Origin of the sequence: Caulobacter endophyticus (genome assembly GCF_029543245.1) — a bacterium.
GTDB lineage: Bacteria > Pseudomonadota > Alphaproteobacteria > Caulobacterales > Caulobacteraceae > Caulobacter > Caulobacter endophyticus_A.
The window spans coordinates 26,632-46,263 of record NZ_JARQWV010000002.1; the positions used below are offsets into that span (position 1 = coordinate 26,632).

A 19,632-nucleotide genomic window follows, 5' to 3' on the forward strand; every position below is an offset into this window, starting at 1 on the left:
CGCGGCTAAACCGGACGCCATGAAGCCGATCCGAGCCATACTCGCCGCAGCCGCCATCGTCGCCGCCCTCCCGGGCGCGGCTCTGGCCCAGCGCGGCCCTGACTCCCTGGGCGCCGACTGGCGGGCCCGGCAGGACCAGGCGCGCGGCGGGGTTCAGTCGGGCCGACTGGTGCCGCTGAGCGCGGTGATCGACAACATCGCCCGCCGCACGCCCGGCCGCCTGCTCGACGCGGGTCTGGAAGGGCGCAACTATCGCATCCGCTGGGCGACGACCGACGGCCGCCGCATCGACTTCATCGTCGACGCCGAGAGCGGCCGGATCCTCAGCGGGGGCTAAGGAGTCTCTACAAGATATGCGCATCCTGCTCGTCGAAGACGAACCCGACCTGTCGCGCCAGCTGAAGCTGGCCCTGGCCGACGCCGGCTACGCCGTCGACCACGCCGCCGACGGCGAGGAGGCCCAGTTCCTGGGCGAGACCGAGCCTTACGACGCGGTCGTCCTCGACCTGGGTCTGCCAAAGGTGGACGGGGTGTCGGTGCTGGAGCGCTGGCGACGCGGCAATGTCGCCACGCCGGTGCTGATCCTGACCGCCCGCGGCGACTGGAGCGACAAGGTCGCCGGCTTCGACGCGGGCGCTGACGACTACCTGACCAAGCCCTTCCACACCGAAGAGCTGCTGGCGCGCCTGCGGGCGCTGCTGCGACGCTCGGCCGGCCACGCCGCGCCGAGCCTGACCTGCGGCGGCCTGCGCCTGGACCCGCGCGCGGCGCGGGCCAGCGTCAACGGCGAGCCGCTGCGCCTGACCTCGCTGGAATACCGCCTGCTGCACTACATGATGATGCACCAGGGCCGGGTGATCGGCCGCACCGAGCTGGTCGAGCACCTGTACGACCAGGACTTCGATCGCGACTCAAACACCATCGAGGTGTTCATCGGCCGCCTGCGCAAGAAGCTGGGCGCCGACCGCATCGAGACGGTGCGGGGCCTGGGCTACCGGCTGACCCCGCTGGAAGGCGAGACGGCCGGGTGATCCCGCGCGGCGGCGCCTGATGCTGCTCGACTTCCGCAAGCGCTCGCTCGTCCGGCGGCTGGTGCTGCTGGCGGCCATCTGGACGCTGATCGTGCTGCTGGCGGCCGGGGCCTTCCTGACCGCCCAGTTCCGCGACGCGGCGATCCGCCGGTTCGACCAGTCGCTGGCGGTGCTGACCGACGACCTCTACGCCGGCTCGGCGGTGGAGGACGGGGTGCTGAAGGCGCCGTTCCTCACCGACATCCGGGCCACGCGTGCCTATTCGGGCCGCTACTGGACGATCTTCGCCCAGAAGAACGGGGCGCTGAAGGCGGTCGAGCGCTCGCGCTCGCTGTTCGACAGCGACCTGATGCTGTCCACCGCCCAGGTGGACCGGCTGACCGCCGACCCGGGCAAGACCCAGTTCTTCGACATGCACGGGCCGCAGGACAAGCCGCTGCGGGCGGCGGCGATCCTGGCGCGGCTGCCCAACTATCCGGATCCCGTGGTGTTCATCGCCGCCGAGGACCGCTCGCCCATCGACGACGACGCCGACCGCTTCGGCAGGATCACCATCTTCGCCCTGCTGCTGCTGGGCGCGGGCCTGATCCTGGCCATCGTGGTGCAGGTGCGCTTCGGCCTGCAGCCGATCTTCCGCCTGCGCCGCGAGATCGCCGACGTGCGGCGCGGCAAGGCCGAGCGGCTGGCCGGGCCCTATCCGGTGGAGCTGGAGCCGCTGGCCGGCGAGCTGAACGGCCTCTTGGCCCACAACCAGGAAGTGGTCGAGCGCCAGCGCACCCACGTCGGCAACCTGGCCCACGCCCTGAAGACCCCGCTGTCGGTGATGCTGACCGAGGCCAGCCAGCAGGGCGGGTCGCTGGCCGAGGTGGTCGAGCGCCAGGCCCAGACCATGCGCGAACAGGTCGACCACCACTTGCGCCGGGCGCGGGCGGCGGCCCGTTCGCAGACCAGCGGCGAGCGCACGCCGGTGGAGCCGATCCTCGACGAGCTGGCCGTGACGCTGGAACGGATCTTCCAGGACAAGTCCGACGGCCGGGGCGTGGAGATCGACTGGCGCTGCCCCGAGGACCTGTGCTTCCAGGGCGAGCGGCAGGACTTCATGGAACTGGCCGGCAACGTCATGGAAAACGCCGGCAAGTGGTCGAAGGGCAAGATCCGCGCCGAGGCCAAGCCCGACGGCGAGGGCAAGATGCTGCTGATCGTCGACGACGACGGCCCGGGCATTCCGTCCGAGCAGCGGGCCGACGCCCTCAAGCGCGGCCAGCGGATGGACGAGCACACGCCCGGCACCGGCCTTGGCCTGTCGATCGTCGACGAGCTGGCGCGGGCCTATGGCGGCTCGGTGCGGCTGGACGATTCGCCGCTGGGAGGTTTGCGGGTCGTGCTGTCGCTGCCGCGCGCCGAGGGCTGATGCTCTCTGCATCGCCACCTTCGGGCGAGCAGGCTGTCGCACAGGTGGAGTTTTCGCGCCCGCGACCATTCGCCCGATCTTCCGGTGTTGAAAAAGCAGCGGTTTCGGAAAGTTTTAACCTCGTTCGCAACATGGTTGACGCTGCCAGGACACCCCCCGTCCCCGGCGGAGATCCATGGCCGCACTCGCCGCGCAAAAACTGCTGATCATCCGGACGCTGGTCGAGACCGCGCCCGATGCGGCTCTGCGCAGTCTGGAGCTGGCGCTGGCCAACGCCGGCGGCGGGGCGCTGGCCACCGTGCGGAGCATCGTCGAGGACGAGACCGCCGACCGCTACGTCCGCAACACCATACTTTCGCCGATCGCCCCGCTGTGCCAGCCGCGCGCGGCCGACCTGCCGCAGTTCCCGCGCCGGGCGCTGGCCCTGCTGTGGATCGCCCTCAAGGCCGAGGCCCCGCGCCAGGTGGCCGAGGGCGCGGCCCGCTGCAATCCCTGGGACCTCGACAACGGCGTCCCCGACGTCTTCAACCAGTTGTGCAAGATCGCCGCGCGCGGCCTGCGCGAGCCGACCCGGCCCGAGTTCGAGGCGGTGGGCAAGATCTGCGACGCGGCGGAACTGGCCGACTATCTCGATCTGTCGATCATCGTCCGCAACGCCCTGCCGCGACTGTCGGAGTGGGTCAGCCGCATGAACGGCGAGCGGGCGGCCTCGGCCCGCCTGGCCTATCGCGACGCCTGCGCCATCAGCGGCGACTCCGGTCCCCGGATGTTCGAGATGCTGGCCGCGCACCTGCCCGAGCCGTGGCGGATCCTGCGGGTGATCTCGGCGGTGATGGACCGTCCCAACGACCGCTACCTGGCCTCGTCGGAGGTCAAGGCGTTCGGCGAGCGGATGCTGGCCGACATCGAGGCCAGCATCGAGCACGTGCGCGGCTTCGACCTGGCCGGCGGCGAGGCGGCCGGACGCCAGGCCGCCGCCAGCGCTCAGCGCATCGCCAACCAGCTGACCGAGTTCGAGCAGGCGGTCGACGTGGCCAAGGACGGCCCGTGGGGCAAGCGGATCTCGAAGTTCAAGCAGGCCGCCGCCCAGGCGGCCGAGGCGCGGATGAACGCCGCCGACAAGGAGCTGGGCCTGGCCCTGCCGTCGCGGCCGATCTCGATGATGGGCAAGATGGGCGGCGGCAAGGGCGTGCCCAAGCTGGACGCAGCCCCGGACGAGGAACTGGTGCGGCGGGCGACGGCGGCCCTGGCCTTCATCGAGGACCTGCGCCCCTGCGCGGCCCAGGCCGGCTATGGCGCGACCCGGACCAAGGCCCTGGAAAAGCTGAACCAGCGCCTGGACCAGTACATCGAGGACTGCCTGCACGTGGCCCGCACCGGCGAGGGCGGCGACCCGCAGATCGCCCGGGCCTATCTCGACATCGCGGCCGGCTACATCGTCCATACGCGCGACGAGAAGACCGCCGAGATCGTCCGCCGCCGCGCCGTCGCGGCCATGGCGGCGTAATCCCTCCCTTAAGAGCGTTTTTTCACTGACGGGCGGCCGCTTCTCCGGCTAACAGCGGTCTCATGATCGGTTTCTGGATCGCCGCCGCGGGTCTGTCCGCCGCTGTCGCCGCCCTGGTGCTGCGGGGCGCGGCGCGTGGCCTGGCGCCCGCCGGGGACGATCCGGTCCTGGCCGTGCATCGCCGCCAGCTTTCGGAGATCGACGAGCTGGCCGAGCGCGGGCTTCTGGCGGAAGGCGAGCTGAAGGCCGCCCGCGCCGAGGCCGGCCGTCGCCTGTTGGCCGCCGCCGACCAGAGCGCAGTCTGGCCCCGTGAGGGCCTGGGTCCGCGTCGCGTGGTGGTGGTCGCGGCCGCCGTCGCGCCGCTGCTGGCGCTGGGCCTCTACATGGTCGTGGGGGCGCCGGGCGCGCCGGACCAGCCGTTCGAGCGGCGCGTGGCCGAGTGGAGGGCGGGCGATCCGGCCATGCTGGATCCGCCGCGCATCGTGGCGATCCTGGAGCACGTCGCCCGGAGCGAGCCGAACAATCCCGAGCTCTATCGCAACCTGGCCATCGCCCGCATGGCGGGCGGCGACGCCGTGGGCGCGGCCGAGGCGCTGCGCAAGGCCGTGCGCCTGGCCCCGCAGCGCGCCGACCTGTGGACCGCCCTGGGCGAGGCCTTCGTGACCAGCGAGGCAGGACAGGTGGGCGCCGACGCCCGCACGGCCTTCACGCAGGCGCTGAAGCGCGATCCGAAGAACCTGTCGGCCCGCTATCACCTGGCCAAGGGCGAGATCGCCGACGGCAAGCTCAAGGCGGGTCTTTCCGGCTGGCGCGCCGTGCTGGCCGACTTGGCCGTGGACGACCCGCGCCGCCCGGCGCTGGCCGCCGAGATCGACCGCACCGCCAAGGCCGGACGCCTGGTCGACGCCGCCCCGCAGCAGGCGGCCGCCGCCGGCGAGGTCACGCCCGAGATGATCCAGGGCATGGTCGAAGGCCTGGCCCAGAGGCTGGCCGCCGCGCCCGACGATCCCGAGGGCTGGGTGCGGCTGGTGCGGGCCTATGCCGTGCTGGGCGATGTCGCCCGCCGCGACGCCGCCCTGAAGGACGCTTCGGCGCGCTTCAAGGACCAGCCCCGGGTGCTGGCCGCCCTGCGCCAGGCCGCCGACACCCCTCCCCAGAACCTGAACGCCCCCGGGGCCAACGGCCGATGAGTCTGCTTCCCAAGTCCCGCAAGGCGCGCCGCCGCCTGACCATCCTGCTGGCGATCGCGCCGGTCGCCGCCCTGGCCGTGGGCCTGGCGCTGTACGGCATGCGGGACTCGATCTCGCTGTTCTACACTCCCGCCCAGGCCCAGGAGGCCCAGGTGCCGGCCGGCCGCAAGGTGCAGCTGGGCGGGCTCGTCCAGGCCGGCAGCGTGGTCAAGCATCCCGACGGCCTGGTGGAGTTCACGGTCGCCGACCAGAAGGCGACCAGCAAGGTGCGCTACCAGGGCGACCTTCCCGACCTGTTCCGCGAGGGGCAGGGGATCGTCGCCACAGGCGCCTTCGACGAGGGCGGCGTGTTCGTCGCCAAGCAGGTGCTGGCCAAGCACGACGAGCGCTACATGCCGCGCGAGGTGGCGGAAGCCATCAAGGAGCAGGGCGAGTGGCGCGGCGAGGGAAGCGGCAAGCCCAGCTATCAGGCGCCCGGAGCCAGTAAGCCTTGAACGCTTCCCATAATCTGTCCGGCCCTTCTCCCCTTGCGGGAGAAGGTGGCGGCGCCAGCCGACGGATGAGGGGTTTTGCTCCCCTGTCCGCGCGACCCCTCATCCGACCCGCTGCGCGGGCCACCTTCTCCCGCAAGGGGAGAAGGGGAGGTTTCATCAGATGATCGTCGAGTTCGGCGCCTTCGCGCTGGTTCTGGCCCTGGCCCTGTCGGTCGCCCAGACGGGCCTTTCCGCCGCCGGCGCGTGGCGGCGCTCGGGCGTGCTGGCCGGCGCCGGGCGCGGCGCGGCCCTGGGCGCCTTCGCGGCCCTGGCCTGCGCCTTCGCGGCCCTGATCTACGCCTTCGTCGGCTCGGATTTCTCGGTGGCCAACGTGGCGGCCAACTCCCACACCGCCAAGCCGCTGCTCTACAAGGTGGCCGGCGCCTGGGGCAGCCACGAGGGCTCGATGCTGCTGTGGTGTCTCGTCCTGACCGGCTACGGCGCGGCCGTGGCGGTGTTCGGCGAGCGCCTGCCGCCGCGCCTGCGGGCCTGGGCCGTGGCCGTGCAGGGCGCGCTGGGCGTGCTCTTCCTGGCCTACACCGTCTTCGCCTCGAACCCGCTGACCCGTCTGCCTGACCCGCCGGTAGAAGGCCGCTCGCTCAATCCGCTGCTGCAGGACTGGGCGCTGGCCGTGCATCCGCCGTTCCTCTACGCGGGCTATGTAGGCTTCTCGGTGGTGTTCTCGTTCGCGGTCGCCGCCCTGATCGAGGGCAAGGTCGACGCTGCCTTCGCCCGCTGGGTGCGGCCCTGGACCCTGGCGGCCTGGAGCCTGCTGACCGTCGGCATCACGCTGGGCGCCTTCTGGGCCTATTACGAGCTGGGCTGGGGCGGCTGGTGGTTCTGGGATCCGGTCGAGAACGCCAGCTTCATGCCCTGGCTGATCGGCGCGGCCTTGCTGCACTCGGCCATCGTGCTGGAAAAGCGCGGGGCCCTGCCGGGCTGGACGGTGTTTCTGGCGCTGGCGGCCTTCGGCTTTTCGATGCTGGGGGCCTTCCTGGTGCGCTCGGGCGTGCTGACCAGCGTGCACGCCTTCGCCGTCGATCCGACGCGCGGCGTGCTGCTGCTTAGCATCATGGGGATCGCGGCGGGTTTCGGCTTCCTGATGTTCGCCATCCGCGCGCCGAGCCTGAACGCCGGGGGGCTGTTCGCGCCGGTCAGCCGCGAGAGCGCCATCGTGCTCAACAACATCATCCTGTCGGCGGCGACGGCGACGGTGCTGCTGGGCACGCTGTACCCCCTCATCCGCGAGGCCATGGACGGCGAGGCCGTGTCGGTGGGCCCGCCGTTCTTCAACCTGACCTTCACGCCGCTCTTGGTGCTGGCCCTGGCCATCCTGCCGGCCGGGCCGCTGCTGGCCTGGAAGCGCGGCGACGCGCGCCTCGTCATGCGCCGGCTGTGGCTGGCCCTGCTGATCGCGGCGATCCTGGGCCTTGTCGCCTACGCCGTGGTCACGCCGCGCAAGGCGCTGGCGAGCCTGGGCCTGGTTCTGGGCTTCTGGCTGATCGGGGGCGCGCTGGCCGAGTTGGCCGAGCGGACCAAGGCCTTCCGCGCCCCCTGGGCCGAGGTGCGCCGCCGGGCCGGCGGCCTGCCGCGCGGGGCCTGGGGCACGACCATCGCCCATGCCGGCCTTGGCCTCTTCGTGCTGGGCGCCTGCTTCGAGACCGCCTGGAAGGTTGAGAGCGCCCAGGCCCTGTCGGTCGGCGGCAGGATCGAGCTGGGCGGTTACGTGCTGACCCTCACCGACGTCGGCACGCTGGAAGGTCCCAACTACCTGGCCGAACGCGGGATCGTGCGGGTCGAGAAGCAGGGCGGTGGGCTGGTCTGCACGGCCCAGCCCGAGCGGCGGTTCTTCCCCACCGGCGGCCAGACGACCTCTGAGGTGGCGCTGTGCCCGCGTGGCCTGGACGACCTCTACGTGGTCATCGGCGAGCGCCGGGCGGGCGCGAACGGCCAGCCGGCCTGGCTGGTGCGGGCCTATGTCAATCCGTGGGTGCGGCTGATCTTCCTGGGGCCGCTGGTGATGGCGCTGGGCGGGGCGATCTCGCTGTCGGACCGGCGGCTGCGCATGGGCGTCGCCCGGAAAGCCAAGGGAGCGCAGGCGTGAAGGCTTTCCGCACCCTCGCCGTCGCCCTCGCGGCCATCGCCTGCATGGGCGCCGCGTCGGATCCTTCCGAACGCTTGCCAGATCCCGCCCAGGAGGCCAGGGCGCGCGATCTGTTCAAGGAAGTTCGGTGCCTGGTCTGCCAGAACGAGTCCATCGACGATTCCGAGGCGGCCCTGGCCCACGACCTGCGTCTTCTCGTACGCGACCAAGTGAAGCAGGGGCGGAGCGACGACGAGATCCGCGCGTTCCTGACGGAGCGCTATGGCGAGTTCGTGCTGCTGAAGCCGCCGTTCTCGGCCGGAAACGCGGTGCTGTGGCTTACGCCGCTGGCGGTTCTGCTGGCCGGCGGCGGGCTGATGGTCGCGCTGCTGCGGCGTCGGCGAAGCCCGGAAGCGGCGCCGGAAGCGCTGTCGGCGGAGGAAGAGGCGCGGCTGAAGGGGCTGCTTGGTGAAGCTCGCGGGGACGAATGACACGATTGCGCCCTGATGAGGCCGCAAGAAACGCCGTGAGCATGAAGGAAAGATAATCCTGGAACCGTTGCACGAATTGCTGGTGCAACTAGGTTCTGTTCGAGAACCCGGCGCGGAGCGTCGTGGGTGAGGAAAGACGAAAGATGGCTGCTCGGAAGTCAGGATTCATTGTTGGCGCCGTCGCGGGGGCCGGCGTTGCTTGCGCCGCCCTGGCGGGCGTGGGCATGCGCATGGGACCGGCCGGCGCGGCCGAGCAGGAGCCGTCGCTGGTGCGTGCTTCGGCGACCAGCGCCCCGATGTTCGCCCCGCCGCCCGGCGCGCCGCTGTCCTTCGCCGACATCTTCGAGAAGGTTTCGCCGGCCGTCGTGCAGATCGACGTGACCTCGAAGGCCGATCCGAAGGCCCGCCTGCGCATTCCGGGCCTGGAAGGCCTGCCGTTCGACATCGTGCCGCGCGGCCAGAAGCCGGGCGAGGAGGGCGAGGACGCCCAGGCCGCGCCCAAGCAGCAGTCCTCGGGCTCGGGCTTCTTCATCTCGGCCGACGGCTACATCGTCACCAACAACCACGTGGTGGCCGACGCCGACACCGACGGCATCAACGTCGTCATGAAGGACGGCCGCGAACTGAAGGCCACCGTGGTCGGTCGTGACGAAAGCACCGACCTGGCGGTGATCAAGGTCACCGACCCGAAGGCCAAGGGTTCGGCTTTCCCGTTCGTGAACTTCGAGAACCAGGCCCGTCCGCGCGTCGGCGACTGGGTGATCACCATCGGCAACCCGTTCGGCCTGGGTGGCACGGCCACCGCGGGCATCATCTCGGCCTATGGCCGTGACCTGGGCGACAACTCCTCGCAGTTCGTCGACTACATTCAGATCGACGCGCCCATCAACCGCGGCAATTCGGGCGGTCCGTCGTTCGACATCTACGGCCGGGTGATCGGCGTGAACACGGCGATCTTCTCGCCGACCGGCGGCTCGGTGGGCATCGGCTTCGCCATCCCGGCCGACGTGGCCGAGGCCACCGCCAAGCAACTGATCAACGGCGGCAAGGTCGTGCGCGGCTATATCGGCGCCCAGATCCAGCCGTTCACCAGCGAGATGGCCGAGGCCCAGGGCCTGGCCGGGACCAAGGGCGCCATCGTCGCCGACCTAGTGCCGGGCGGCCCCGCCCAGCGCGGCGGCCTGATGCCCGAAGACGTCGTCACCAGCGTCAACGGCGTGGACATCAAGAGCGGCTCGGAACTGACCCGCGAGGTGGCCAAGGCCCGTCCGGGCGAGGTCATCAAGCTGGCGGTCCTGCGCGGCGGCAAGCCCCGCACGGTCGAGATCCGTTCGGGCGTGCGCCCGACCGAGAAGGAACTGGCCGACAACGACAACGAGGACGGCGGCGACAAGTCCGCTCCGGCCAAGCCGGCGACCCCCAAGGCCGAGGCCCTGGGCATGAGCCTGGCGCCGCTGGATGATGCGGCCCGCAAGGCCAACGGCATCGACAGCGGCGTCAAGGGCCTGCTGATCGAGAACGTGAAGGCTTCGTCGGACGCCGGCGAGAAGGGCCTGCGCAAGGGCGACGTGATCAGCAGCATCAACGGCGAACCGGTCACCACGATCGGCGAGGTCAACACCGCCATCGAAGCCGCCAAGAAGCTGCAGCGTCCGAGCGTCAACCTGCGCATCATCCGCGCCGGCCGCCCGACCATCATCGCGATCAAGATCGCGCCGTAGCGCCTCTTTAAGGTCGTGAAGGATCAGCCCCGCCTCGAGAAATCGAGGCGGGGCTTTTCGTATGTGACCAAGGTTTAAGGTACGCTGCCTCGTAAAGCCGGTATCCAGCCGGCTACTATCGCGCCGGTTGGTCGAATCGGGAGAACGTGGGTCGTTTCTCCATCGGCGCACGAGGGGTTGGCTGATGCGTATTCTGATTATCGAAGACGATCTCGAGGCCGCCGGCGCCATGACCCACGGCCTGACCGAGGCCGGTTACGAGTGCGTGCATGCGCCGGACGGCGAGGCGGGCCTGGTCGAGGCCGGCAAGGGCGGTTTTGACGTGCTGATCGTCGACCGGATGATGCCCAAGAAGAACGGCGTCGAGGTGGTCTCGACCCTGCGCCGGGAAGGCGACCAGACGCCGGTGCTGTTCCTGTCGGCCCTGGGCGAGGTGACCGACCGCGTCGACGGCCTGAAAGCCGGCGCCGACGACTATCTGGTCAAGCCCTACGCCTTCCCCGAACTGATCGCCCGCGTCGAGGCCCTGTCGCGCCGCCGCGAGACGGGCGCGGTCGCAACCACCCTCAAGGTGGGCGAACTGGAAATGAACCTCATCAACCGCACGGTCCATCGCCAGGGCAAGGAGATCGATCTCCAGCCGCGCGAGTTCCAGCTGCTGGAATTCATGATGCGCCACGCCGGCCAGTCGGTGACCCGCACCATGCTGCTGGAGAAGGTGTGGGAATACCACTTCGACCCGCAGACCAACGTCATCGACGTGCACATCTCCCGCCTGCGGAGCAAGATCGACAAGGGCTTCGACCGGGCCATGCTGCAGACCGTGCGCGGGGCGGGCTACCGGCTCGATCCGTAGGCGGCGTGCCTGACCCGTGTTAGGCTGAGCGCCATGAACAAGCCGTCCAAGCCCATCCCGGACGACGAGGTCGGTGACGGCCGTGGCCCCATCCCCTCTGACGAGGAGGTGGAAGCCTGGCTCGTTCGCAACCGCGACGCCATCAACGAGTCGCTGATCGAGGCGCGGCGCGAACTGGCCGAGGGGAAGGGCGCGATCTGGGACACGGACGAAATCCTGGGTGATCTGCGCGCCGAGTTTGAAAAGGCCCGCAAGGGCTAGATGGCGCCGCCCCAGGTCGTTCGATCGGCGATGGCCCGAAGAGACCTGCGTGGTCTCTATGCGTGGATCGTCGATGATAGCGGACTGGAGCGCGCCGAGACCGTCGTCGCGAGGATCGAAGCGGTCCTCAATCGTCTGGCCCGCCGTCCTCTCATGGGGCGTCTCCGCCAGGACTATGTCGGTGATCCGCGATCGTTCTCGGTTCGACCCTGGCTGATCGTCTATGACCCTTTGCCCGATGAAGCTGGCATCCAGGTGCTCCGCATCCTCGACAGCCGCCAAGACATCGCCGCCCTGATGGGTAAGAAGAGTTAGACCATGCGCCTGCCGCGCCTCGTGCGTTCCACGCCGTTCCGGCTGACCCTGCTGTTCCTGGCCCTGTTCGCGGCCGCGGCGACGGCGTTCCTTGGCTATATCTACATCGCCACCGCCGGTGAGGTGGACCGGCGCGCCGACGCCGAGATCACCCGCGAGATGGAGAGCCTGGAGGCGGCCTATCGCCAGGGCGGGGTCAACGCCCTGAACCAGACCCTGGTCGAGCGGGCCATCGGCGAACGCCCGTTCCTCTATTACTTCGCCGACAAGACCGGCAAGCGGATCACCGGCTCGATCGAGGAGTCGCCGATCGACGACTTCACAGGCACGGGGCCGACCTGGCGCAGCTTCACCCTGACCGAGACCGATCTCGACGGCGCCGCCGTGCGGCGTTCGGCGCGGGGCGTGCAGGAGCGCCTGGCGGGTGGGGAGATCCTGTTCGTCGGCGCCGACGTCGCAGAGTCGCAAGGCTATGTGATGAAGATCGTCCGGGCCCTGTGGGGCGCGGGCGCGCTGGTGATCATACTGGGCCTGGCCGGCGGGGTGCTGATCAGCCGCAATGTCAGCCGCAGCATGCAGGGGCTGGTGGACGTGGTGAACGCCGTGCGCGGCGGCGACCTGCACGCCCGGGCCAAGATCCGCGGCGCCCGCGACGAGTACGACGAGCTGGCCGAGGGCCTGAACGACATGCTCGACCGCATCGAGCGACTTATGGGCGGTCTGCGCCACGCCGGCGACGCCATCGCTCACGATCTGCGCAGCCCCCTGACCCGCCTTCGCGCCCGCATGGAGGTGGCCCTGATCGACGCCGAGAACGGCAAGGGCGACCCGGTGGCCGCGCTGGAGACGGCGCTGTCCGACGCCGACGGCGTGCTCAAGACCTTCAACGCCGTGCTGGCCATCGCCCGCCTGCAGGCCGCCGGCCAGGCGCCGGACCAGAAGACCTTCGAGGCCAGCGACCTGGCCACCGACATGGCCGAGCTCTACGAGTTCTCGTGCGAGGACAAGGGGCTGGACTTCAAGGCCGAGATCACGCCGGCGCTCAGCTTGCGCGGCAACCGCGAGTTCATCGCCCAGGCCCTGGCCAATCTGCTCGACAACGCCATCAAGTACACGCCCGAGGGCGGGGCGATCATGCTGCGGCTGCGCCGCCGCTCGTCGGGCGAGCTGGAGTTCTCGGTGACGGACACCGGCCCTGGCGTGCCCGAGGAGGACCGCGCCCGCGTGGTCCAGCGCTTCGTGCGCCTGGAGAACAGCCGCAGCGAGCCGGGCGCGGGTCTTGGCCTGTCGCTGGTGCAGGCCGTGGCCGCCTCGCATGGCGGCCGGCTGGAACTGGCCGAGGGGCCGGGCGAATACAACGGCATGGGTCCGGGCCTGCGCGTGGCCCTGGTGCTGCCGCGGGCCGAATAGGCGCGCGGGGCGGCGGTCAGGCGGCGGCTTGGCAGGCCGCCAGGGCCTCGACGGCGAGGTCGTCGACATAGGTGTTGGCGGAAGGTTCGGCCCAGGCCTTCAGGTCCTCGATCAGGGACGGATGGGCGCAGAGCGCGGCGGCCTCCAGCATGGCAGGCGCGACGGCTTCGGCCCGCAGGGCGGCCTGGACGAAGGGCAGGGCCAGGCTCGGATCGCGCATGGCCAGGCCAAGCACGCCCTCGGCCCGCACGACGTGGTGCTCGTCGTGGGCCGCCTGCAGCAGGGCGTCGCGGACGCCCGGCGTGTCGATCTCCTGTTGGCCCAGCAGCATGGTCGCCCAGTCGCGATTGGCAGCGTCGGGATCGCGCGTCAGCACGATCAGCCGCTCGAGGTTCCGCTCGGCGTCCGCCATGCCCGACAGAGGGACGCGCTCTTCGACGATGGCGTTCAGGAAGTCCGACGGCGGCAGGTAGAGCGCTTGCATCCGGCGATGATGGCGGCCGGGCGCGGAAACGGCAAACGCTCTTGCGCCTTCTCCTTCTCGCCGCACGTCCCGGCGCGTTCGTCCCAGCGACCGCGCGATACGTTCAAGCGCTTCGCCGCGCTCTGGGACACCTTGCACGGGCTCGGGGCCGCCATGAAACGCGCCCCGTTTGTTCGATGCAGAGGGCGAGCGATGACCACCCAACCTTCCGACGACGGCGCTTCGCGCCGGGACGTTCTCGCCGTCGGCCTCGGCCTGGCGGCCTTCGCGGTCGCGCCGACCTTCGCCGCGGCCTCGCCCGCGTCACCTACCCCAGGAGCCAAGACCATGAGCAGCGGTTTCGTCACGACCAAGGACGGCGTGCAGATCTACTACAAGGACTGGGGTCCCAAGACCGCCCAGCCGATCGTGTTCCACCACGGCTGGCCGCTGACGGCCGACGACTGGGACAACCAGATGATGTTCTTCTACGCCCAGGGCTTCCGGGTGATCGCCCATGACCGTCGCGGTCACGGCCGTTCGACCCAGACCGACACCGGCAACGAGATGGACACCTACGCCGCCGACGTCGCGGCCCTGACCGACCACCTCGACCTGAAGAACGCCATCCACGTGGGCCACTCGACCGGCGGCGGCGAGGTGATCCACTACGTCGCCCGCGCCAAGCCGGGCCGCGTGGCGAAAGCGGTGCTGATCGGCGCCGTGCCGCCGATCATGGTCAAGAGCGACAAGAACCCGGGCGGCCTGCCGATCGAGGTGTTCGACGGCTTCCGCGCCGCCACCGCCGCCAACCGCGCCCAGTTCTTCTACGATGTGCCGGCCGGCCCGTTCTACGGCTTCAACCGTCCGGGCGCGAAGGTCGACCAAGGCGTGATCTGGAACTGGTGGCGCCAGGGCATGACCGGCAGCGTCAAGGCCCACTATGACTGCATCAAGGCCTTCTCCGAGACCGACTTCACCGACGACCTCAAGAAGGTCGACGTGCCGGTGCTGGTGATGCACGGCGACGACGACCAGATCGTGCCGATCGCCGATTCCGCCCTGCTGTCGGCCAAGCTGGTCAAGAAGGGCGAGCTGAAGGTCTACAAGGGCCTGCCGCACGGCATGTGCACCACGCACCCGGAGATCATCAACCCGGACCTGCTGGCCTTCTGCAAGGCCTGACGAAAAAAGGGGCGGCCGCCGCGCGCGGCCGCCCTTTCCACTTTCACGGTCACGCTCTAGCGTCCTCGCCTGTAACTCGAAGCGAGGCCGAGCGGATGCGTGGACTGACGATTTCGACCCTGGCGGCCCTGGCGCTGGCCTCGACCGTGGCGCACGCCGCCGAGACCAAGGTCGTCACCGCCGCCCGGCTGCTCGACGTCGCCACAGGGCGCTATGTCGAAAAGCCCGTGGTGCTGGTCGTCGCCGGCCGGATCACCGCCGTCGGCAGGGCCGGCGACTTCGCGATTCCGGCCGACGCTGAAGCCGTCGACCTGCCGGGCGCGACCCTGCTGCCCGGCCTGATCGACATGCACGTGCATCTCGACGCCTCGCCCGTCTATGGCGGCTACAACGCCCTGCAGTTCAGCGACGCCTTCTGGAGCGTGACCCAGACGGCCAACGCCAAGGCCACGCTGGACGCCGGCTTCACCACCGTGCGCAATGTCGGCGCCGACCGCTTCAACGACGTGGGCCTGCGGGAGGCCATCGACGAGGGCGTCGTACCCGGCCCGCGCATCGTCACCGCCACCTACGCCATCGGGGCCACCGGCGGGCATTGCGACAGCACCTTCTTCCCGCCGTCGATGGACCAGAAGGCCCCCTACAACATCGACAGCCCCGACGAGGCCCGCAAGGCGGTGCGGACACTGAAGAAGTACGGCGCCCAGGTGATCAAGATCTGCGCCACCGGCGGGGTCTTCTCGCGCGGCGACGAGCCGGGCCAGCAGCAGCTGACCTATGACGAGATGAAGGCCGTGGCCGACGAGGCCCATATGTCCGGCCTGAAGGTCGCCGCCCACGCCCACGGCGGGGCCGGCATCAAGGAAGCCATCCGCGCCGGCATCGACACCATCGAGCACGCCAGCCTCGTCGACGACGAGGGCATCAAGCTGGCCGCCCAGAAGGGGACCTGGTTCTCGATGGACATCTACAACACCGACTACACCCAGTCCGAGGGTCGCAAGAACGGCGTGCTGGAGGACAACCTGCGCAAGGACCGCGACATCGCCGAGGTCCAGCGCGAGAACTTCCGCAAGGCGCTGAAAGGCGGGGTGAAGATGGTCTACGGCACCGACGCCGGGGTCTATCCCCACGGCGACAACGCCCGCCAGTTCGCGGTGATGGTCCGCTATGGCGCCACGCCCCTCCAGGCCATCCAGGCCGCCACGGTCAACGCCGCCCAGGCGCTCGGCCGCGAGAAGGACCTGGGGCAGGTGACCGCCGGCCGCTACGCCGACCTGATCGCGGTGTCGGGGGATCCGCTGGCGGACGTCACCGTGCTGGAGAAGCCGGTCTTCGTAATGAAGGGCGGGGCGGTGGTGAGGAAGTAGGAGCGGGCCCGGCTCGAAACAAAGAGGACTCCCGCTAGGCTTTTCCTTAGCAGCTCTATAAAAGGGCGAGGCTACTTGAGCGATTGTCGATTAGTTATTCTATCAGCTGAATTCGAGTTCAGAAGAGACTCTTGGGAGTGCCGATGAGCCGCCACCGACAGTTCGGAAGCGAACCCGATGGAGGGTTCAACGCTGCGTCCCGCGCCTTCAAAGCCACGCCTACGATTGAAACTTATCTCGATCTTCGTCGAAGCGATCCGGCCGCCGAGATCGAGGTGGCTGTCACGGGTGGCTTCGAGGCCATGTTCTACATGCGGGAGGAGTTCGAGAAATTCGGGCTCGACCCGGATTTACTTGGAGGGCTCTTGGATGCTGCTCCTGAGGCAGTCGATGCAATAGCGCTTCGCCTCCTGCAAGCAATAGTCGATAGCCGACACCTAGCTGGAACTGGAGAAACCCACTTAGCGTCCAGAGAGCGAGTAGTCCCGCATAAGCTCATCGACTGGATAATCGTCTGCATTTTGGACGCGATGAGCTGGAACGACGACCTTACGATCTCGCGCGATCTGATAGTTCTTATTCGCGAGCGGTTGGGTGGCCCGGCGAGCCATTATGAGGAGGTAGGGCGGATCCGCCAATCGAGGCAAAATGCGGCCATTCTCGCGGGGCAGCTCAAGGCCCGTGGTATCTCTCCCACGTTGGCCATTCTCGGCGAAGCTTTCGGCGTCTCCCCGAGCACAGTGAAGCGTTGGTTTGCGCCAGGTGAGCTAGAACAGGAAGGGGATCGGTGGAGCAGGATGTTCGACGACTGTGGCCAGCTCTGCCCGTTATCCGCCAGCGACGTTGCGTCCAAAATATAATGCGCAACGCCGGTTGGATCGGCACCCTCCAGCCATGACCGTTCCGATCTCACCCCCGCCTCCTCCAAAGCTCAGGATCCGGATCTCACGTCTGCTCGAAGCAGCAGCCGAGGGACGTTTGGCAGTCATTCTTCTGTCGGCTCTTATCCTGATAGGCTTTCTGTTAATTTTTGTGTCGAGGGCTTCCGGTTGATCGTCGGGCGGCAGAACAGTGCGCACGCTTTCCGACTGGGCCCAGAGTTCTTATTAGCGCTCGACCACCATGTAGGTAGTGATGTCACTAGTTTCTTCGGTTGGGCTTCGTATTGAAGGCGAAAGCCCGTGCGTTCCTCCGCCTGACAAGAAAATCCCAACCACCGATATCCCAATCCCCCACACTTTCCCGTTCACCTGAGCCGTAAGCGCGCCTATTGCTGCCCCTCCTACGCGTTTCCCGGGGGGCTTCATGTTCGACACCCAATTTGGTCGCCGCGCCGTGGCGCTGGCTTCGACCGCCGTGCTGGCGGCCATGGCTTGCGGCGGGGCCGCTTCGGTCGCCGTGGCGGGCGAGGCCTATCGGACGCCGCCGGCGCCGATCGCCCAGATCCTCGACGCCGCGCCGACGCCGGGCGTCACGCTGAGCCCAGACCGCAAGACCCTGGCCCTCTTGGGCCGCGAGAACCTGCCGCCGATCCGGGCCGTGGCCGATCCGATCCTGCGGCTGGGCGGCTATCGCATCAATCCGCGCACCAACGGCCCGATCGAGGCCCGCACCACCTGGATGAACAGCCTGGCCTTCGAGGACGTGAAGACCGGCGCGGTGCGCGAGGTCGTCCTGCCCAAGGGCGCGCGCTTCATCCTGCCGCGCTGGTCGGGCGACGGCCTGAAGCTGGCCCTGGTGATGGAGGCCCCCACGGGCCTGGAACTGTGGGTCGCCGACCTGAAGACCGCCACGGTGCGCAAGCTGACCGGCCCGGTCCTGAACGCCGCCTTCGGCGGGGCCTATGACTGGCTGCCCGGCGACGCCGGCCTGATCGTTCGCCAGGTTCCGGCCGGCCGCGGCGCCGCCCCGGCCGAACCGGCCGCGCCCGAGGGGCCGATCGTCCAGCAGTCGGCCGGCCGCACGGCCGCCATCCGCACCTATCAGGACCTGCTGGGCAACGCCCACGACGAGGCGCTGTTCGACCACTATTTCACCAGCCAGCTGACACGCGTGTCGCTGGCCGACGGCGCGGCGACCCCGGTGGGCGCCCCCGGCGTGATCAGCGGCTTCTCGGTTTCGCCCGACGGCCGCTACCTGCTGACCACGCGCCTGAAGCGCCCCTACAGCTATCTGGTGCCGGCCGCGCGCTTCCCCACCGAGATCCAGATCCTCGACGCCGAGGGCGGCAAGCCGGTCAGGACCCTGGCCGACCGCCCGCTGGCCGACAACCTGTCGTCGGCCTTCGACGCGATGGTGGCCGGTCCGCGCAGCCCGCAGTGGCGCGGCGACGCGCCGTCCACCCTGGTCTGGGTCGAGGCCCAGGACGGCGGCGATCCGAAGAAGAAGGTCGAGATCCACGACCGCGTGCTGATGCAGGCCGCGCCGTTCGAGGCCGCGCCCGTCACCCTGGTCGACCTGGACCTGCGCTATGCCGGCATCGAATGGGGCCGCGACGACTTCGCCCTGGTCCACAGCCGCTGGTTCGACAACCGCAAGGAAAAGCAGTTCGCCGTCGATCCGTCGAAGCCCGGCGCCGGCCGCCTGCTGCTCGAGCGCAACTACCAGGACCGCTACAACGATCCGGGCTCGCCCATGAGCCGCCGCAACGCGCTGGGCGAGGAGGTCCTGCACTTCACGCCGGACGGCAAGGGCGTGTTCGTCTCCGGCGAGGGCGCGAGCGCCAAGGGCGAGTTCCCGTTCGTGGGCGTGATGAACCTGGCCGACGGCAAGACCTCGCGCCTGTGGCAGGCCAAGGCCCCGTACTACGAGGCCCCGGTCACCTTCGCCGACGAGGCCGGCAAGACCCTGATCACCCGCCGCGAAAGCAAGGACGAGGTTCCCAACTACTTCGTCAAACCCCTCAAGGGCGGTAACGGCAAGGCCCTGACCAGCTTCGTCGACCGCGCCCCGCAGTTCGCCGGCGTCACCAAGCAGACCATCACCTACAGCCGTGCCGACGGGGTGAAGCTGTCGGGCGACCTCTACCTGCCGGCCGGTTACGACAAGGCCAAGGACGGCCCGCTGCCGCTGCTGATGTGGGCCTATCCGGAAGAGTTCACCGACGCCTCGGTGGCCGGCCAGACGGTGGACGCGGGCAACCGCTTCACCCGTCCGGGCGGCGCCAGCCACCTGTTCCTGCTGACCCAGGGCTATGCGGTGCTGGACGGTCCGGGCATGCCGATCATCGGCAAGGACGGCGCCGAGCCCAACGACACTTACGTCGAGCAACTGACCGCCGACGCCAAGGCCGCGGTCGACGCGGTGGTGGCTCTGGGCGTGGCCGACCGCGACCGCATCGCCGTGGGCGGCCACAGCTACGGCGCGTTCATGACCGCCAACCTGCTGGCCCACACCGACCTCTTCCGGGCCGGCATCGCGCGGTCTGGCGCCTACAACCGCACCCTGACGCCGTTCGGCTTCCAGTCCGAGCAGCGCACCTACTGGCAGGCCACCGACACCTATACGAAGATGAGCCCCTTCACCTATGTGAAGCAGGTCAACGAGCCGATCCTGCTGATCCACGGCGAGGCGGACGACAATTCCGGCACCTTCCCGGTGCAGAGCGAGCGCTTCTACGCCGCGCTGAAGGGAGCCGGGGCCACCGTGCGCTACACCGTGCTGCCCTACGAGGCCCACGGCTATCGCGCCCGGGAGTCGGTGATGCACACCCTGTGGGAGATGACCGACTGGATGGACCGCTACGTCAAGAACGCCCCGCCGCGCGCAGCCGCCCCGGCCGCCGTGGCGCCCGCCGCGAAGTAAG

Annotated in this window: 18 protein-coding genes; 17 read left to right on the plus strand and 1 reads right to left on the minus strand. The window is 69.4% G+C overall.

Annotated elements, in window-relative coordinates:
• The first annotated feature begins 19 nt into the window (after positions 1–19).
• From P7A99_RS02215 to P7A99_RS02275, 13 genes are all read left to right on the plus strand, one after another.
• Positions 20–337, plus strand: coding sequence for a PepSY domain-containing protein (locus P7A99_RS02215; protein ID WP_058349335.1), 318 nt, complete (start codon positions 20–22; stop codon positions 335–337).
• A gap of 16 nt (positions 338–353) precedes the next feature.
• Complete coding sequence (locus tag P7A99_RS02220; RefSeq protein ID WP_277792318.1) at positions 354–1,031, plus strand: response regulator transcription factor; 678 nt, start codon at positions 354–356, stop codon at positions 1,029–1,031.
• A gap of 16 nt (positions 1,032–1,047) precedes the next feature.
• Positions 1,048–2,442, plus strand: coding sequence for a sensor histidine kinase (locus P7A99_RS02225; protein ID WP_277792536.1), 1,395 nt, complete (start codon positions 1,048–1,050; stop codon positions 2,440–2,442).
• A gap of 175 nt (positions 2,443–2,617) precedes the next feature.
• On the plus strand, positions 2,618–3,949 hold the full coding sequence (locus P7A99_RS02230; RefSeq protein ID WP_277792319.1) for a hypothetical protein: 1,332 nt from the start codon (positions 2,618–2,620) through the stop codon (positions 3,947–3,949).
• Between the two features lie 62 nt (positions 3,950–4,011).
• The gene (gene ccmI / locus P7A99_RS02235; RefSeq protein WP_277792320.1) at positions 4,012–5,139 is read left to right on the plus strand and encodes a c-type cytochrome biogenesis protein CcmI; all 1,128 of its coding nucleotides are present in this window, start codon (positions 4,012–4,014) and stop codon (positions 5,137–5,139) included.
• Complete coding sequence (ccmE, locus tag P7A99_RS02240; RefSeq protein WP_277792321.1) at positions 5,136–5,633, plus strand: cytochrome c maturation protein CcmE; 498 nt, start codon at positions 5,136–5,138, stop codon at positions 5,631–5,633. Before ccmI ends, ccmE begins: the two co-directional genes overlap by 4 nt.
• A 160-nt stretch (positions 5,634–5,793) precedes the next feature.
• Positions 5,794–7,776 (plus strand): heme lyase CcmF/NrfE family subunit, encoded by a 1,983-nt coding sequence (locus P7A99_RS02245; protein ID WP_277792322.1) that lies wholly within the window; start codon positions 5,794–5,796, stop codon positions 7,774–7,776.
• Complete coding sequence (locus P7A99_RS02250) at positions 7,773–8,246, plus strand: cytochrome c-type biogenesis protein (RefSeq protein ID WP_277792323.1); 474 nt, start codon at positions 7,773–7,775, stop codon at positions 8,244–8,246. Before P7A99_RS02245 ends, P7A99_RS02250 begins: the two co-directional genes overlap by 4 nt.
• Positions 8,247–8,389: 143 nt before the next feature.
• The gene (locus P7A99_RS02255; RefSeq protein WP_277792324.1) at positions 8,390–9,967 is read left to right on the plus strand and encodes a Do family serine endopeptidase; all 1,578 of its coding nucleotides are present in this window, start codon (positions 8,390–8,392) and stop codon (positions 9,965–9,967) included.
• Between the two features lie 184 nt (positions 9,968–10,151).
• The gene (locus P7A99_RS02260; RefSeq protein ID WP_277792325.1) at positions 10,152–10,823 is read left to right on the plus strand and encodes a response regulator transcription factor; all 672 of its coding nucleotides are present in this window, start codon (positions 10,152–10,154) and stop codon (positions 10,821–10,823) included.
• 33 nt (positions 10,824–10,856) lie between these two features.
• A complete protein-coding gene (locus P7A99_RS02265; protein ID WP_277792326.1) occupies positions 10,857–11,084 on the plus strand; it encodes a hypothetical protein in 228 nt (75 codons plus the stop codon).
• Complete coding sequence (locus tag P7A99_RS02270) at positions 11,085–11,399, plus strand: type II toxin-antitoxin system RelE/ParE family toxin (protein ID WP_277792327.1); 315 nt, start codon at positions 11,085–11,087, stop codon at positions 11,397–11,399.
• 3 nt (positions 11,400–11,402) lie between these two features.
• Positions 11,403–12,809: a sensor histidine kinase gene (locus P7A99_RS02275; RefSeq protein ID WP_277792328.1), complete on the plus strand. Its 1,407-nt coding sequence runs from the start codon at positions 11,403–11,405 to the stop codon at positions 12,807–12,809.
• A 16-nt stretch (positions 12,810–12,825) separates the two neighbouring features.
• Here P7A99_RS02275 and P7A99_RS02280 read toward each other — a convergent pair whose 3' ends face one another.
• Positions 12,826–13,293: a HEAT repeat domain-containing protein gene (locus P7A99_RS02280; RefSeq protein ID WP_277792329.1), complete on the minus strand. Its 468-nt coding sequence runs from the start codon at positions 13,291–13,293 to the stop codon at positions 12,826–12,828.
• A gap of 327 nt (positions 13,294–13,620) precedes the next feature.
• On the opposite strand from P7A99_RS02280, the gene P7A99_RS02285 reads away from it, so the two are divergent.
• From P7A99_RS02285 to P7A99_RS02300, 4 genes are all read left to right on the plus strand, one after another.
• Positions 13,621–14,457 carry an alpha/beta fold hydrolase gene (locus P7A99_RS02285; RefSeq protein ID WP_277792537.1) on the plus strand — a complete coding sequence of 279 codons (837 nt, stop codon included), beginning with the start codon at positions 13,621–13,623 and terminating at the stop codon, positions 14,455–14,457.
• Between the two features lie 95 nt (positions 14,458–14,552).
• Positions 14,553–15,827 carry a metal-dependent hydrolase family protein gene (locus P7A99_RS02290; protein ID WP_277792330.1) on the plus strand — a complete coding sequence of 425 codons (1,275 nt, stop codon included), beginning with the start codon at positions 14,553–14,555 and terminating at the stop codon, positions 15,825–15,827.
• 143 nt (positions 15,828–15,970) lie between these two features.
• Positions 15,971–16,687: a hypothetical protein gene (locus P7A99_RS02295; protein WP_277792331.1), complete on the plus strand. Its 717-nt coding sequence runs from the start codon at positions 15,971–15,973 to the stop codon at positions 16,685–16,687.
• A 445-nt stretch (positions 16,688–17,132) separates the two neighbouring features.
• Positions 17,133–19,631, plus strand: coding sequence for a S9 family peptidase (locus P7A99_RS02300; protein ID WP_277792332.1), 2,499 nt, complete (start codon positions 17,133–17,135; stop codon positions 19,629–19,631).
• Position 19,632 lies beyond the last annotated feature (1 nt).